We start from the raw sequence: 13,294 nt of genomic DNA, 5'->3' as shown, positions 1-13,294 counted from the left end.
CAAGCAGCCGGGTAGGGGGGCTACTTGTCCATCGCGCCCAGGATGATGTGTGCAAGCTTCACCCGTTCCCCATTGGGGTAGTTTTTGTTCGCAAGAATCACCACGCCCAAACCCTTGCTCGGCACGTACGCCACATAGGCGCCAAATCCTCGGGTGGAGCCGGTCTTGTTGACCAGCGTGTCACCACGGGGTGGTTGTGCAGGCGTCAGCCAGTTGGCCGGGTGCGGCTCCATGGCCATTTGTGTCGAATTGCCAGCGACCAGCGCATCCCGCGCGATGGGGTAGGGGTACATTTCCCAGCCCAGGCCCTGGGTCATGTCCCCGACGGTGTAGTAACCGGTATGCGTGAGGGTGATGGCCTGTTGCAACGGCTGCTCCAGGCGTGCCGGGTCGAGGTTGGCTTGAACGTATTGCAGCAGGTCCGAGGCGCTGCTCTTGAGGCCGTAGGCTTCACTGTCCATGGCGCCGGGGCTGACGCGCACCGGTTTGCCGTCCTTGCCATAGCCCTGGGCGTACAGGCCCATCTGGCTTTTGGGTACGGTGATGAACGTGTGCAGGAGCCCCAGTTTTGGCAGCAGGGTCTTCTCCATCGCCTGGTCAAAGGGCTGCTTCAGGCTTTGTGCTGTCAGGTAGCCGAACAGGCCCAGGCTCGGGTTGGAGTACAAGCGCTGGCTTGCGGGGGCAAATGTGGGCTTCCAATGCTGGAAGTAACCGATCATGCGCTGGGTATTGTCGGCTTCCTCAGGAAATTGCAGGGGCAAGCCACCGGCGCTGTAGGTGCCGAGCTGGAGCACGCTGATGTGCTCGAACGCGCTGCCCTGCAGCGCAGGCAGGTACTGGCTGGCCGGCGCCGACAGGTTCAGTTTGCCAGTGGCAACCGCGTAGCCGGCGAGGGTGGAGGTAAAGGTCTTGCTCACCGAACCTAGTTCAAACAGGGTGTTTTCGCTGGCAGGCTGGCGGGTGTCCTGGTCGGTAACGCCGTAGCTGAAGTATTGCGTCTTGCCGTTCTGCACGACCCCGATGACGAGGCCGGGAATAGCCTGTTGTTGCATCAGCGGTTTGACGCTGGCGTCTACCACGGCGTGCAGGTCGTTCGCCGCCAGGCACTGGCCAGCACCGAGAAATAGCGCTAGGGCAGTAAAATTCAGCACTCCAGACAAGGCATGTTGGGGCATGATGTTGCTTCCATGAGAATGATCGATTGAATGGAGCCTGCGCAGGCGCCGCCAATGTAGGCAGTTCGCGGTTTTTGGGCAAACGATCATATTTCGCAGCAGTCATTAGAAAAATTTTGGTTAAAGCATGCTTCGTTCCCATCTTCCCCTTAACGCCCTACGTGCATTCGAGGCCTCGGCCCGGCATTTGAGCTTCACCCGTGCCGCCATCGAGTTGTGCGTCACCCAGGCAGCGGTCAGCCATCAAGTGAAAAGCCTGGAGGCGCAGCTCAATGTCACCTTGTTCAAGCGCTTGCCACGGGGCTTGATGCTGACCAGCGAAGGCGAAACCCTGCTGCCGGTGGTGCGTGAATCCTTTGACCGCATCGCCCAGACCCTCAGCCAGTTCGAAGGCGGACATTACCGCGAAGTGCTCACCGTGGGCGCGGTAGGCACCTTCGCCGTGGGTTGGTTGCTGCCGCGCCTGTCCGACTTTCATGCGCGTTATCCGTTTATCGACCTGCGCCTGTCCACCCATAACAACCGGGTGGACGTGGCCGCCGAAGGCCTGGATTACGCGGTGCGTTTCGGTGCCGGTGCCTGGCACGGCACCGACGCCTGCCAACTGCTGGAAGCACCGCTGACCGTGCTGTGTGTGCCGCACCTCGCCGAGCAGCTGCGCACGCCGGCCGATCTGCTCAAGCACACCTTGCTGCGTTCCTACCGCGCCGATGAGTGGAGCCTGTGGTTCCAGGCCGCCGGCTTGCCCGCCGACACCCTGGTGCCGCGCAGCGTTGTGTTCGACTCGTCCCTGGCGATGATGGAATCGGCGCTGCAGGGCATCGGCGTGGCGCTGGCGCCGGCGCTGATGTTTTCGCGCCAGCTGCAAAGCGATGCCATCCGCCAACCCTTCGATGTCGGCATCAGCACTGGCAGTTACTGGTTGACCCGCTTGCAGTCGCGTGCCGAAACCCCGGCGATGCTGGCGTTCAAGGGCTGGTTGAAGGCGGTCGCGGGACAGCACTGAATTTTAATTCAGAAACAAAATGAAACATTTGTTGCGGGCCAGCCTCTACCGTACCCCGTACCGAGTGCCTTCATGAAAAGCCCGCGCCCCTCCGACCGCATACCCCATCTCACGCAACTGCGTAACCTGAAAATGGCCCGTTCTGCCCACGCCTACGTGCGTGGCAGCACCGTGCAGTTTTATGAATGGCTGCACAGCCTGCCGGGTCGGCGCTTGCCCCACGGCCCGGCGATCTGGATCTGCGGCGATTGCCACGCCGGCAACCTGGGCCCGACCGGCGACAACAAGGGCCGCATCGACATGCATATCCGCGACCTTGACCAGACCGTAATCGGCAACCCGGCCCATGACCTGGTGCGCCTGGCCCTGTCCCTGGCCACCGCCGCCCGGGGCTCGGACTTACCCGGCGTGACCACCGCGCGCATGCTCGAGGAAATGATGGTGGGCTACGAACAGGCGTTCAAGGACAAGCCCGACGAAACGCCGCCGCGCCCGTCCCAGGTCAAGGCGGGCATGCGCAGCGCCGTGGAGCGTACGTGGAAGAGCCTGGCGCGTGAACGCATCGACAGTGCGCGGCCGACCATTCCGTTGGGCAAACACTTCTGGTCGTTGTCGCGGGCGGAAAAAAGTGCGCTGGAAACCGTCTGCGCCTCGGACGAAATCCACCAGTTGGTCACCTCCCTCAAGGGTCGGCCCAAGGATGCCAAGGTGCAGTTGCTGGACTCGGCGTACTGGGTCAAGGGGTGCAGTTCCCTGGGCTTGCTGCGTTACGCGGTGTTGCTGGGGGTGGGCGACAAGGAGGACGAAGAATATTGCCTGATCGATATCAAGGAGGCCGTCGGCGCCGCCGCACCGCGAGCCGCCCGCGCGAAAATGCCCCGCGACAACGGCCGGCGTGTGGTGGAGGGCGCCCGCCAGTTGTCACCGGGCCTGGGTGAACGCATGGTGGCGACGCGGTTTCTCGACCACGGCTTTTTCATCCGCGAGCTGTTGCCCCAGGACATGAAGCTGGAACTGGATGAGCTGAGCGAGATTGACGCCATGCACGCTGCCGGCTACCTGGCCCGCGTGGTGGGGATCGCCCATGCGCGGCAGATGGACCGGGACACACGCAAGGACTGGATGGCCGCGCTACAGGAGAATCGCTCCAAGCAATTGGACGCGCCGTCCTGGCTGTGGACCAGCGTGGTGCAACTGGTGGGCAGCCATGAACAGGGTTATCTCAACCATTGCCGCCGGTATGCGCTGGAACATTGATCCGTAAAATACTGAGGATTAACGGTGGAACCGTGGTTGTGTGGGAGCGGGCTTGCTCGCGAATACGTAGTGTCAGTCGCCAGATAAATGGCTGACCCACCGCATTCGCGAGCAAGCCCGCTCCCACATTTGGATCGGCGTCAGGCGAGGTATTTGCGGAACCAGCCCAGCGTGCGCTCCCACGCCAGATTCGCCGCCGCCTCGTCATACCGTGGCGTCGAATCATTGTGGAAACCATGGTTGGCGCCTTTGTAGATAAACGCCTCATAGGTAGTGCCGGCCGCTTTCAACGCGGCCTCATACGCCGGCCAGCCTTCATTGATCCGCGTATCCAGCTCGCCAAAATGCAGCATGATCGGCGCCTTGATGCGCGGCACGTCCTTGGCCTCGGGCTGGCGCCCATAGAACGACACCGCCGCACCCAATTCCGGGTAGGCCACCGCTGCCGCATTGGTCACGCCGCCGCCGTAGCAGAAGCCGGTGATGCCGACCTTGCCGGTGCTGCTGTCGTGGTGCATCAGCCATTCGATGGCGGCGAAGAAGTCGTTCATCAGCTTGGTCGGGTCAACGGTCTGTTGCAGGGCCACGCCTTTTTCATCATTGCCGGGGTAGCCGCCCACCGAGGTCAGGCCGTCCGGCGCCAAGGCGATAAAACCGGCTTTGGCCAGGCGTCGGGCGACGTCTTCGATATAGGGGTTGAGGCCACGGTTTTCGTGGACGACGACCACGGCGGGCAATTTGCCTGCGGCCTTGGCCGGGCGCACCAGGTAGCCGCGTACGGTGCCGTTGCCCTTGGGCGAGGGATAGGTGATGTAGTCGGCAACGATATCCGGGTCGGTGAATTTCACTTGTTCGGCCAGCGCGTAGTTGGGGCTCAAGGCCGCCAGCAACGCCGAGGCGGTCAGGCCGCCAAAGGTAAACAGCGCGGCGCGGTCGAGAAATTCGCGGCGGTTGATCTTGCCGTGGGCGTAGCCGTCGTAGAGTTCCAGCAGTTCGGGCGCAAAGTCTTTCGCGGTGAGACGAGTCATCGGTGCAATCCTCGATTAGCGGTGGCGGTCAATGTAAACCACCTTCAACCCTCGCGGCCATGGGCGGTGGCGGCCAATTGGCCGGTGTCGACGCGCACGAACAGCGAGTCGCCAATGGCCGTCAGCACGCTGCCTGCGTACACCTCGCAGACCACGCGGCTTTTGCGCCCCACGTCGCCCTCGACTCGCGCGCGCAAGGTCAAGGTGACGCCCATGGGCGTGGGCTTGATGAACTTGATGCCGAGGTTGCCAGTGACGCAGTCGATGCGCGGCAGGCTACCGGGTTCGCGCTGTTCTGCGCGGTAGTGGTACGCCATGGCCGTCCAGTTGGAATGGCAATCCACCAGCATGGCGATCAGGCCGCCGTAGACCAGGTCCGGCCAGCCGCTGTATTGGGCGTCGGGCAGGTGTTCGGCGAGCAGGTGGATGCCGTCGGCGTCCCAACGGCTCTTGATGTGCAAGCCGTGGGGGTTGCTGGCGCCGCAGCCGTAGCAGATACCTTCGGGGGCGGTCATGTCTTGGAGAGAAGCAGCCTGCATGAAATGTCCTTATTGTTTTGGGGGGCTACTCTGTTTAGCAGCACACGGGCAGGATGGGAACCCGTTGGCCTTACTTCTCGCGGAGCGTTGCATGAACCTTCGACTTTTCCCAATCGTGTTGCTGGCGCTGGTCCTGGGTGGGTTTTCCAGTGCCCGGGCCGTGGAGTATCGAGACGTCAACCGCGCGGCCAGCCAGATCAGCTTCACCTTCCAGCAGTTCGGCCAGCGGGTCTACGGCACGTTCGGCGAGTTTGAAGGGACGCTGGCGTTTGACACGCAGCACCCCGAGGCGGCCCATGCGCGGCTCACGATCCAGCTTGCCAGCATCGATGCCGGCAGCCCGGATGCCAACGATCAATTGCAGCGCCCGTCCTGGTTCGATACGGCGACGTATCCGCAGGGCGTCTACCAATCCAGTGGCGCCACGGCGCTGGGGGATAATCGCTTCAAGATCGACGGCAACCTGACCCTCAAAGGCATCACGCAACCGGTGACGGTGGACGTGGTGCTCAAGGAACAAGGCGGCATCGGTGTGTTCGACGGCGAGTTCATCCTCAAACGCGCCGATTTCAAGATCGGCGAGGGCGAGTGGGCTGGCAACAGCGTGGTGTCGAATGACATCCACATCAAGTTCAAGATGGTCGCGCCGCAACGCTAGCGGGCGAATTTCTTCGCGCCGGCCACGCAAGCGATGACCGCGACGGTGACCAGCACCATGCCCAGGCTGACCTGCTCATGCAGCAAGCCTGCCGCCAGCGCCAGGCCGAAGAACGGTTGCAGCAGTTGCAACTGGCCCACCGCCGCGATACCGCCCTGGGCCAGGCCGCGATACCAGAACACAAAGCCGATCAGCATGCTGAACAACGCCACATAGCCCAGGCTCAGCCACGCGGGCAGGCTGATGCCGCGCAAACTTGCGGGTGCGAGGATCAGGCTCAACGGCAGCACCACCGGCAGCGACACCACCAGCGCCCAGCAGATCACCTGCCAGCCACCGAGGCTGCGCGACAACTTGGCGCCCTCGGCATAGCCCAGGCCGCACACCAGCACCGCCAACAACATCAGCACATCACCCGCCGGTGCGGCGCTCAAGCCTTGGGCAAACGCATAGCCCATCACCAGCACGCTGCCCAGGATCGAAAACAGCCAGAACACCGGGCGCGGGCGCTCGCCGCCGCGCAGCACGCCGAACACGGCCGTGGCCAGCGGCAACAGGCCGATAAACACGATGGAATGGGCGGAGGTCACGTATTGCAGCGCCAGTGCCGTGAGCAAGGGAAAGCCAATCACCACACCCAGCGCGACGATTACCAAAGGCGCCCACTGGTTGCGCGCCGGACGTTTCTCTTTGAACAGCCCTAACAGCAGCAATCCGAGTACGGCGGCAATGGCGGCGCGGATCATGGTCAGGAATACCGGGTCGAACTCCATCACCGCCAAGCGCGTGGCCGGCAATGAGCCGCTGAAGATCACCACGCCGATAAAGCCGTTGAGCCAGCCCTGGGTGTTGCTGCCCAGGGTGTTGAGGGAAGACGTGCGTTCCATGGGCAGTGGCCTGAAAAAGAATGATTGCGTGCGGGCCATCCTAGAGTTGAAGATTATTACAATCAAAAAATTGTCATGGATACAGCCCTATGCCGCGCGCCCGCTACAAGTCGCTGGTCGATACCTTTGCCGCCGCGATTCGCAACGGCGACATGCCGCCCGGCACGCGCCTGCCGACCCACCGGCAATTGGCGGCCGAACATGGCCTGGCGCTGGTGACCGCCAGCCGGGTGTACGCCGAACTTGAGGCCATGGGCCTGGTCAGCGGTGAAACCGGGCGTGGCACCTTTGTGCGTGAGATCGCCTTGCCGCCGGGGCAGGGCAGTGGGCAGATGACCGTCGCGACAGGCATGCTGGACCTGAACTTCAACTACCCGTCACTGCCGGGCCAGGCGGATCTGTTGCGCACGGCCCTGCGCCAGTTGGCATTGTCCGGCGACCTTGAGGCGTTGTTGCGGTATCAGCCCCACGCCGGCCGCATCCATGAGCGCGCGGTGGTGGCCCGGCACCTGTTGAACCGAGGGCTGACGGTGGAGGCCGAGCAGGTGCTGGTGGTCAGCGGCGCCCAGCACGGGTTGGCGGTGACGATGATGGCACTGCTCAAGCCGGGCGATGTGGTCGCCGTGGATGCGCTGACCTATTCAGGCTTCAAGGTGCTGGCCGAGACCCTGCACCTGGAAATCGTCGCGATCCCGGTAACGCCCGCCGGCCCGGACCTGCACCACTTGCAGCAGCTGTGCCGCAAGCGCCCGGTGCGTGCGGTGTACAGCATGCCGACCCTGCATAACCCGCTGGGCTGGGTCATGAGCCTGGAGCAGCGCGAGCAATTGGTCGCTATTGCCCGTCAGCACAATCTGATGATTATCGAGGACGCGGCCTACGCGTTTCTCGCCGAAAACCCGCCGCCACCCCTGGCGACCTTGGCACCGGAGCGCACGGTGTACGTGGGCGGCCTGTCGAAAAGTGTCGCGACCGGTCTGCGGGTCGGGTTTGTCGCGGCGCCTGCCGCGTGGGTAAAGGTGTTGGAACGCACGATCATGGCCACCACCTGGAACGTGCCGGGGGTGATGTGCGCGATTGCCGTGGGCTGGATCGAAGATGGCACCGTCGCCCAGTTGGAAGCGCAAAAGCGCAAGGATGCCCAGGCGCGCCAGGCGTTGGCAGCGCAGGTGCTGACGGGGCTGGATTACATCAGTCACCCGTCATCGTATTTCCTGTGGCTGCCGTTGGCGGAGGAGGTCCGCGCCGATCAGATCGCCATGACCTTGCAGCGCGACAATATTTCCGTGTCCACCGCCGAGCCGTTTGCGGTCTCGGCCCAGGTGCCCCACGCGTTGCGCCTGGCACTGGGCTCGGTGGCCATGCCGGCGCTGCGTGAAGCGCTGATGAAGGTGCGCAAGGTGGTGGCGTGGTAACTCAGTACTTGTAGGCCTGACGTCCGATCAGCAGCCATTTGCCATGCTGCTTCTGCCAGACCTGGAAGTTGTCGATATCGGTGGGCACTTCGACGCCGCTGTTCACCGCCAGGGCGTGAAAGTGGTTGCGCACCAGGGCGGTATCACCGTTCAGGCTGATGGTCTGGTTCTGCATTTCCAGGGTCTTGAAGGCGCTGGTGTGGGTTTCCAGGTCGGCGATGAACTGCGCCTTGTTCTGCACCTTGCCGCTGGAATGGCCGTAGGTGAGCGTGTCGGAGGTCAGCGCATGCAGCTGCTTGAGGTCCAGGTGCAGCATGGCCTGGGTCAGTTGATCGACCGCTTGGGCGACGTCCTTTTCCGCTGGGGCGGCAGCTACATAGCCGCTGAACAGGCACAGAAAACCGATCAACACTTTGACGTTGGGCATGGGTGTTTCCTTATTGTTGTGGGGGTGAATACGACAGTTTAAGTCGTCGTACAACCATGCCGTATTTGTCAGGATGAAGGAAAGTGAAATTTTGAAATATCTTGAAACTATTGGCTGGAATCGCGACACATATTCATATACGACGTCCTAACACATCAGATAATCCTGGCCGATTCTTCCTGGAAAAATGGCACATCGCTATGCTGTCGCCCCAACAACAAAACACGCGAGAGACAAAATGGATTTTGACTGGCACAGCAACACCCTCACCCGCGCCACCCCTGTAACGCCACGCTATAAAAACACCCAGAATGTGCGCCGCTTCATGCTGGAACACTGCGGCCCCGGGTTCACATTCGATCGGCCTTTCATGGCCTGGATTCGCAACGACATCGCCAAGAACCTGGGCGATGTCGTGGATGAGTGGCGGCGCCGCAACCCTGAGCGCCAGGAGCCGCGTGTGTGATTACCGAAGGCATGTGGGTACTGGTCGACTACGCCAGCCACCTGACCCCCGGCCTGCTGTTGTTCGGCCTGTGGTTTGCGCTCACACCCAAGGCGCTGCCGGCGATGCGCATCCTGAATCTGCTGGCCGCGTTTGTGCTGATGCGCGACGTGATGACGCCGTTGGGCATGTGGGCGTTAGGCAGCGAGGTGCAGATCGCCTTCAGCGCCAATGCCTTTGTGCTGGCGATGTTGGGCTGGCTGTCGGTGCTGTGGATCATGCTGCTGGCCCGCCTCGCACCGGACCTGTGGCGGCTGATCCGCTGGACCCTCGGCAACCCCGGCATTGGCTTGGCGTGCGGGCTGCTGGTGGGGTGCTTGATCGGCGTGCCGCTGCGGCTTTACCAAGGCATCGATGCGTCGGCTATCCACGGCTATTGGGTGTGGTTGCCGGGCATGGTGGTCTTGGCGTTTGGCGCCAATGCGCTGGAGGAGGTGTTGTTTCGTGGGTTTTTGCAGGGCTATCTGGAACAGCATGTCACGTTGTTGCGCGCGGCGTTGCTCAGTGGCGTGGCGTTTGCGGCGTGCCATGCCTTCTTGGCGTTGAGCGTGACTCAACTGGGCTGGCCGGTGTTGCTGTTTACCTTGCTCGAAGGGTTGGCGTGTGCGTTGGTGCGCATGCGCTTTGGCGTGTTGCCAGCGGCGGTGGCCCATGGCACGGCGATCTTGCTGATTGCGGTGCCCTACATCGCCTGATGTGAAATACAAAGCCAAAGGTGGGAACAGGCTTGTGTGGGAGCGGGCTTGCTCGCGAAAGCGGTGGTTCAGTAAGACATTTAGTGACTGACACTCCGCATTCGCGGGCAAGCCCGCTCCCACATTTTTTACTGCGTCTGGCCTGTTACAACGGCGGCGTACGCGGCGGTACCTGGCGCTTGCTCCCCGTCGCCTCAAACGCCGCCGCAAAGCGCAGCAACGCCGAATCGTCATAGGCGCGTCCGGCAAACGTCAGCCCGACCGGCATGCCAATGTCCGCCATCACGCCCATCGGCACGGTGACCGTCGGCACGCCCAGGTGGCGGATCGCCAGGTTGCCGTTGGCCACCCAGATGCCATTGCTCCAGGCAATATCCGCCGACGCTTCGTTCACGTCCGCATCCGCCGGGCCCACATCGGCCACGGTGGGGAACAGCACGGCGTCGAGGCCGAGGTTGTCCATCCAGTCTTCCAGGTCCAGCCGGCGGGTTTGCTCCAGGCCGCGCAGGCCGTCGGGCACGGTGCCGATCTCGTTCCACGGGGTGATACCGCGCTCGGCCATGCGCACGTACTCGTCCATGCCGGCGGCAAGGTCGTCTTCACGGTTGGGCAAGGTGCCGGGGTCGTGGGGGAAGATTTTTGGCCCGTCCACATCCGCCAGGCGGTTGAGGCTTGGGTCGCCGTTGGCACGCAGGAAATCGTCGAAGGCCCACGCGGACAGTTCCCACAGCTCATCGTGGAGGAATTCCTTGGACACCAGGCCACGGGTAAACACCGTCGGCGCGCCCGGGCGGTCGCCTTCGCAGTTGGACACCAGGGGGAAATCCACCTCGATGACTTCGGCACCGGCCGCTTCCAGGGCTTGGCGCGCGGCCTGCCACAGGTCGATCACCGTGGCGCGGGTGTTGATCTTCTGTCCGGTCGGGCCGCCGATGCCGGGCTTTTCGCTGGTGCCCGCGTCGGGGTCAGCGTTGATGTACATGCGCGGCACGCCGAAGCGTTTGCCGGCCAGGGAGGCGGCATCCACCGCCAGTTCCGCGTAGGACGCCGGACGTACCGAGGCCACGCTCGGAATCGGCACCCAGGGTTGCAGGCGCCACAGGTCGCCACGGGTGTCGGGGTCTTCGGCGACCACCACATCGAGCACTTCCAGCAGGTCGGCCATGGTGCGCGCGTAGGGCACCACCACGTCCATGGTCGGCGTCAGCGGCCAGTTGCCACGCACCGAGATCACCCCACGGGACGGGGTGTAGGCACACAGGCCATTGTTGGACGCCGGGCCGCGCCCGCTGGACCAGGTTTCTTCCGCCAGGCCGAACGCCGCAAAGCTCGCGGCGGTGGCGGTGCCGGCACCGTTGGACGAGCCGGAGGCAAACGGGGCGGTCAGGTAGTTGGCGTTGTAGGGGCTTTCGGCGCGGCCATACACGCCGCGTTGCATGCCGCCGTTGGCCATCGGCGGCATATTGGTCTTGCCCAGGCAGATCGCCCCACCGGCGCGCAGGCGCTCGATGGTGAAGGCATCACGGTGCGCGACGAGCTTGGCAAACGCCGGGCTGCCGGATGCGGCGGTCAGGCCCTTGACCAGGTAGCTGTCTTTGGCGGTGTAAGGAATGCCATCCAATGGCCCCAGGGTTGCGCCCTTGGCCCGGCGCGCATCGGACGCCTGGGCTTCTTCCAGGGCTTGCGGGTTGCGCACGACCACGGCGTTCAACGCGGTCGCGGTCTGCGGGCCGTCATAGGCGTCGATCCGCGCCAGGTACGCCTGGACCAGTTCAACGGCCGTGGTCTGGCCGGATTCCAGCGCAGCGCGCAATTGGGCAATGGAGACTTCGGTTACTTGCATCACGTTTTTTTCGCCGCCTTCAAGTGGGGGTATGGCGGCAGTCTACGTACAGATATTTCACAAAACCAGCGCCGAATAGTCCGCATAGGCGGTGCGCATTATCTGCCAGGTGTGTGGGTCAGCTGGAATCAGATGTTCGATACGCAGGGAGGTGAGGGTGATGTCCTGGGGCATGCCAAAGGTGGTGAAGGTGGACAGGAAGTTCAGCTCGCCCTGGCTGGAGCGGATGCGGGTCAGCACCAGGGGTGGCATTTCCCGGGGCGGTTCGCTGCCGGTGGGTGCTGGCAAATCGGCGAGTAAAGCTGCCAGCCGGGGATTGCCCAATGCCTCGCGGGTAGCGCGTTGCCACGCGAGGGTGCGGATCTCTTCGGCATTTATCAGGTGATCGCCAAGGCCGCCGGGCTGCAACAGGGTGCCCAGCAGGTTCAAGCCAGCGGCCGCATCAGGCGGGATGCCCACCAAACCAAACAACACGGCGGTACTCGCGTTGGCAGCCAGCACCTCCCATTGGCTGCCCAGCAGGATTGCCGGCGCGGGATTGTTGGCGTGCAGCACATGGCTGACGGCTTCGCGAACCGCCGCCATGGCCGGCGCGTCAAGCGGCGTGGCGCCGTAGCGCGGGGCGAAACCGGCGGCGAGGAAGACGCGGTTGCACTGCTCCAGCGGTGTCTCCAGTGCCGTCAGCAAGTTGTGCAACGTGCCCGGGCTGGGTTTGGCGCGGCCAGTTTCGACGCAACTGAGATGGCGCTGGGAAACCCCGGTAATCAAGGCCAGGTCGAGTTGGCTGAGCTTGGCCTGGCGGCGCAGCTGGCGCAGCTGTTCGCCGGCGCTGGGTGGGTTGTCCATGAGCGGTTCATGACCTCCGAGGTCATTGCGAGGGGCGCAACCTTATCACTAACGTGGGCCTTCATCACGCCAAGGAAGAGACCATGCAAAGACCCTATATCGCTCTGGCCGGGTTGCTCGGATTTACGCTGTATACGCTATTCACGCTGCTGACGGCGCAACAGTCGCTGCTGGCGTTTGGGCAGGAATTGATGTCGCGACCGGACACGGCGCAGGTGGTGATTGACCTTTACCTGATGGCGATACTGGCCTGTGTGTGGATGTATCGGGACGCACGTGGGCGAGGGCGGTCGCTGCGTTCGGTGCTGCCGTATTTTTTGCTGACGGCGGTGTTGGTGTCGGTGGGGCCGCTGCTTTATATCGTGGTGAAGGGGTTCAGGGATGAATGATCTTTTACCGGTATATGCGGTATGCGTGTTGGTGTTGTGCCTGAAGATGTTCGCGATTTCCTGTTATCAGGGACATTTCCGTATACGGGGGCGGGCGTTTACCAATCGTGAGGATGCGGCTTTGTTCAATCGCAGCGAGCAGCCTGTGGAGTTGCCGCACGTGGCCCGCGCTGCCAGGGCGTGGGCCAATGATCTGGAAAACATCCCGCTGTTTTTTGTGCTGGGTGGGTTGTGTGTGGTGCAGCAGAGTGACAGCGTCGCGACGCTGTGGCTGTTCGGTGTGTTCACTCTGGCGCGTGTGGTGCACACCTTGGCGTATCTGATGGGATGGCAACCTTGGCGCACGCTGGCCTACGGTGTTGGTGTGGCATGCCTGTTCGGTCTCGGAGGCAGGATATTGGAGAGCGCCGCTGATCAAATGTGGGAGTTGTCGAGCTTTAGCGAGGCTACGAAGGCGGTGGCACTGCTGGTAGAGATGTCGCCTGTTCCGCCGTCTTCGCAGGCAAGCCAGCTCCCACAGTGGACCGTGTTCACAAGTCAAAGTGTGGGAGTTGTCGAGCTTTAGCGGGGCTACGAAGGCGGTGGCACTGCTGGTAGAGATGTCGCCTGTTCCGCCGTCTTCGC

At 63.0% G+C, this 13,294-nt stretch carries 14 protein-coding genes and 1 pseudogene; 8 read left to right on the top strand and 7 right to left on the bottom strand.

Features of this window, described 5'->3' with window-relative positions:
* Positions 1-20: 20 nt before the first annotated feature.
* Positions 21-1,175 carry a class C beta-lactamase gene (gene ampC, locus NUV89_RS10615; RefSeq protein WP_257781254.1) on the bottom strand — a complete coding sequence of 385 codons (1,155 nt, stop codon included), beginning with the start codon at positions 1,173-1,175 and terminating at the stop codon, positions 21-23.
* Between the two features lie 127 nt (positions 1,176-1,302).
* On the opposite strand from ampC, the gene NUV89_RS10610 reads away from it, so the two are divergent.
* Together NUV89_RS10610 and NUV89_RS10605 are read left to right on the top strand one after the other, a co-directional pair.
* Positions 1,303-2,181: a LysR family transcriptional regulator gene (locus tag NUV89_RS10610; protein WP_257781253.1), complete on the top strand. Its 879-nt coding sequence runs from the start codon at positions 1,303-1,305 to the stop codon at positions 2,179-2,181.
* A 72-nt stretch (positions 2,182-2,253) separates the two neighbouring features.
* The gene (locus NUV89_RS10605; protein WP_257781252.1) at positions 2,254-3,438 is read left to right on the top strand and encodes a DUF2252 domain-containing protein; all 1,185 of its coding nucleotides are present in this window, start codon (positions 2,254-2,256) and stop codon (positions 3,436-3,438) included.
* A 140-nt stretch (positions 3,439-3,578) separates the two neighbouring features.
* Here the strand turns inward: NUV89_RS10605 and yghX are convergent, their stop codons facing one another.
* Both yghX and NUV89_RS10595 read right to left on the bottom strand, forming a co-directional pair.
* On the bottom strand, positions 3,579-4,466 hold the full coding sequence (yghX, locus tag NUV89_RS10600; protein ID WP_257781251.1) for a YghX family hydrolase: 888 nt from the start codon (positions 4,464-4,466) through the stop codon (positions 3,579-3,581).
* A gap of 44 nt (positions 4,467-4,510) precedes the next feature.
* Positions 4,511-5,005, bottom strand: coding sequence for a PaaI family thioesterase (locus tag NUV89_RS10595; RefSeq protein ID WP_257781250.1), 495 nt, complete (start codon positions 5,003-5,005; stop codon positions 4,511-4,513).
* 91 nt (positions 5,006-5,096) lie between these two features.
* Between NUV89_RS10595 and NUV89_RS10590 the strand changes: the two genes are divergently transcribed.
* Complete coding sequence (locus NUV89_RS10590) at positions 5,097-5,663, top strand: YceI family protein (RefSeq protein WP_257781249.1); 567 nt, start codon at positions 5,097-5,099, stop codon at positions 5,661-5,663.
* Here the strand turns inward: NUV89_RS10590 and NUV89_RS10585 are convergent.
* Positions 5,660-6,550: a DMT family transporter gene (locus NUV89_RS10585; protein ID WP_257781248.1), complete on the bottom strand. Its 891-nt coding sequence runs from the start codon at positions 6,548-6,550 to the stop codon at positions 5,660-5,662. The genes NUV89_RS10590 and NUV89_RS10585 overlap by 4 nt on opposite strands.
* A gap of 89 nt (positions 6,551-6,639) precedes the next feature.
* Between NUV89_RS10585 and NUV89_RS10580 the strand changes: the two genes are divergently transcribed.
* The gene (locus NUV89_RS10580) at positions 6,640-7,965 is read left to right on the top strand and encodes a PLP-dependent aminotransferase family protein (protein WP_257781247.1); all 1,326 of its coding nucleotides are present in this window, start codon (positions 6,640-6,642) and stop codon (positions 7,963-7,965) included.
* A gap of 1 nt (position 7,966) precedes the next feature.
* Here NUV89_RS10580 and NUV89_RS10575 read toward each other — a convergent pair whose 3' ends face one another.
* Positions 7,967-8,392, bottom strand: a complete 426-nt coding sequence (locus NUV89_RS10575) for a nuclear transport factor 2 family protein (RefSeq protein WP_017736083.1) — start codon at positions 8,390-8,392, stop codon at positions 7,967-7,969.
* A 238-nt stretch (positions 8,393-8,630) separates the two neighbouring features.
* Here NUV89_RS10575 and NUV89_RS10570 point away from each other — a divergent pair, with 238 nt between their 5' ends.
* Both NUV89_RS10570 and NUV89_RS10565 read left to right on the top strand, forming a co-directional pair.
* Positions 8,631-8,858, top strand: a complete 228-nt coding sequence (locus NUV89_RS10570; protein ID WP_257781246.1) for a DUF6434 domain-containing protein — start codon at positions 8,631-8,633, stop codon at positions 8,856-8,858.
* A complete protein-coding gene (locus NUV89_RS10565) occupies positions 8,855-9,592 on the top strand; it encodes a CPBP family intramembrane glutamic endopeptidase (RefSeq protein ID WP_257781245.1) in 738 nt (245 codons plus the stop codon). The genes NUV89_RS10570 and NUV89_RS10565 overlap by 4 nt, the downstream gene beginning before the upstream one ends.
* A gap of 145 nt (positions 9,593-9,737) precedes the next feature.
* On the opposite strand, the gene NUV89_RS10560 is transcribed toward NUV89_RS10565, so the two are convergent.
* Together NUV89_RS10560 and NUV89_RS10555 are read right to left on the bottom strand one after the other, a co-directional pair.
* On the bottom strand, positions 9,738-11,438 hold the full coding sequence (locus tag NUV89_RS10560; RefSeq protein ID WP_257781244.1) for an amidase: 1,701 nt from the start codon (positions 11,436-11,438) through the stop codon (positions 9,738-9,740).
* 54 nt (positions 11,439-11,492) lie between these two features.
* Entirely contained in the window at positions 11,493-12,281 is a 789-nt protein-coding gene (locus NUV89_RS10555) for a helix-turn-helix transcriptional regulator (protein ID WP_257781243.1), read from the bottom strand.
* A gap of 83 nt (positions 12,282-12,364) precedes the next feature.
* On the opposite strand from NUV89_RS10555, the gene NUV89_RS10550 reads away from it, so the two are divergent.
* The gene (locus NUV89_RS10550) at positions 12,365-12,670 is read left to right on the top strand and encodes a DUF2834 domain-containing protein (RefSeq protein ID WP_257781242.1); all 306 of its coding nucleotides are present in this window, start codon (positions 12,365-12,367) and stop codon (positions 12,668-12,670) included.
* A pseudogene (locus tag NUV89_RS10545) lies at positions 12,663-13,061 on the top strand (MAPEG family protein); the annotation flags it as partial. The gene NUV89_RS10550 and the pseudogene NUV89_RS10545, both read left to right, overlap by 8 nt.
* Positions 13,062-13,294 lie beyond the last annotated feature (233 nt).

The organism is Pseudomonas sp. 18.1.10 (genome assembly GCF_024655625.1).
Lineage (GTDB): Bacteria > Pseudomonadota > Gammaproteobacteria > Pseudomonadales > Pseudomonadaceae > Aquipseudomonas.
Note: the sequence above shows the minus strand (reverse complement) of the source record. Positions and strands in the feature narration are given on the sequence as shown.

Coding starts and splice junctions, on each gene's coding strand:
- NUV89_RS10610 (WP_257781253.1), top strand. CDS start 1,303: ATGCTTCGTTCCCATCTTCCCCTTAACGCCCTACGTGCATTCGAGGCC.
- NUV89_RS10595 (WP_257781250.1), bottom strand. CDS start 5,005: ATGCAGGCTGCTTCTCTCCAAGACATGACCGCCCCCGAAGGTATCTGC.
- NUV89_RS10575 (WP_017736083.1), bottom strand. CDS start 8,392: ATGCCCAACGTCAAAGTGTTGATCGGTTTTCTGTGCCTGTTCAGCGGC.
- NUV89_RS10585 (WP_257781248.1), bottom strand. CDS start 6,550: ATGGAACGCACGTCTTCCCTCAACACCCTGGGCAGCAACACCCAGGGC.
- NUV89_RS10590 (WP_257781249.1), top strand. CDS start 5,097: ATGAACCTTCGACTTTTCCCAATCGTGTTGCTGGCGCTGGTCCTGGGT.
- yghX (WP_257781251.1), bottom strand. CDS start 4,466: ATGACTCGTCTCACCGCGAAAGACTTTGCGCCCGAACTGCTGGAACTC.
- ampC (WP_257781254.1), bottom strand. CDS start 1,175: ATGCCCCAACATGCCTTGTCTGGAGTGCTGAATTTTACTGCCCTAGCG.
- NUV89_RS10605 (WP_257781252.1), top strand. CDS start 2,254: ATGAAAAGCCCGCGCCCCTCCGACCGCATACCCCATCTCACGCAACTG.
- NUV89_RS10580 (WP_257781247.1), top strand. CDS start 6,640: ATGCCGCGCGCCCGCTACAAGTCGCTGGTCGATACCTTTGCCGCCGCG.
- NUV89_RS10555 (WP_257781243.1), bottom strand. CDS start 12,281: ATGGACAACCCACCCAGCGCCGGCGAACAGCTGCGCCAGCTGCGCCGC.
- NUV89_RS10550 (WP_257781242.1), top strand. CDS start 12,365: ATGCAAAGACCCTATATCGCTCTGGCCGGGTTGCTCGGATTTACGCTG.
- NUV89_RS10570 (WP_257781246.1), top strand. CDS start 8,631: ATGGATTTTGACTGGCACAGCAACACCCTCACCCGCGCCACCCCTGTA.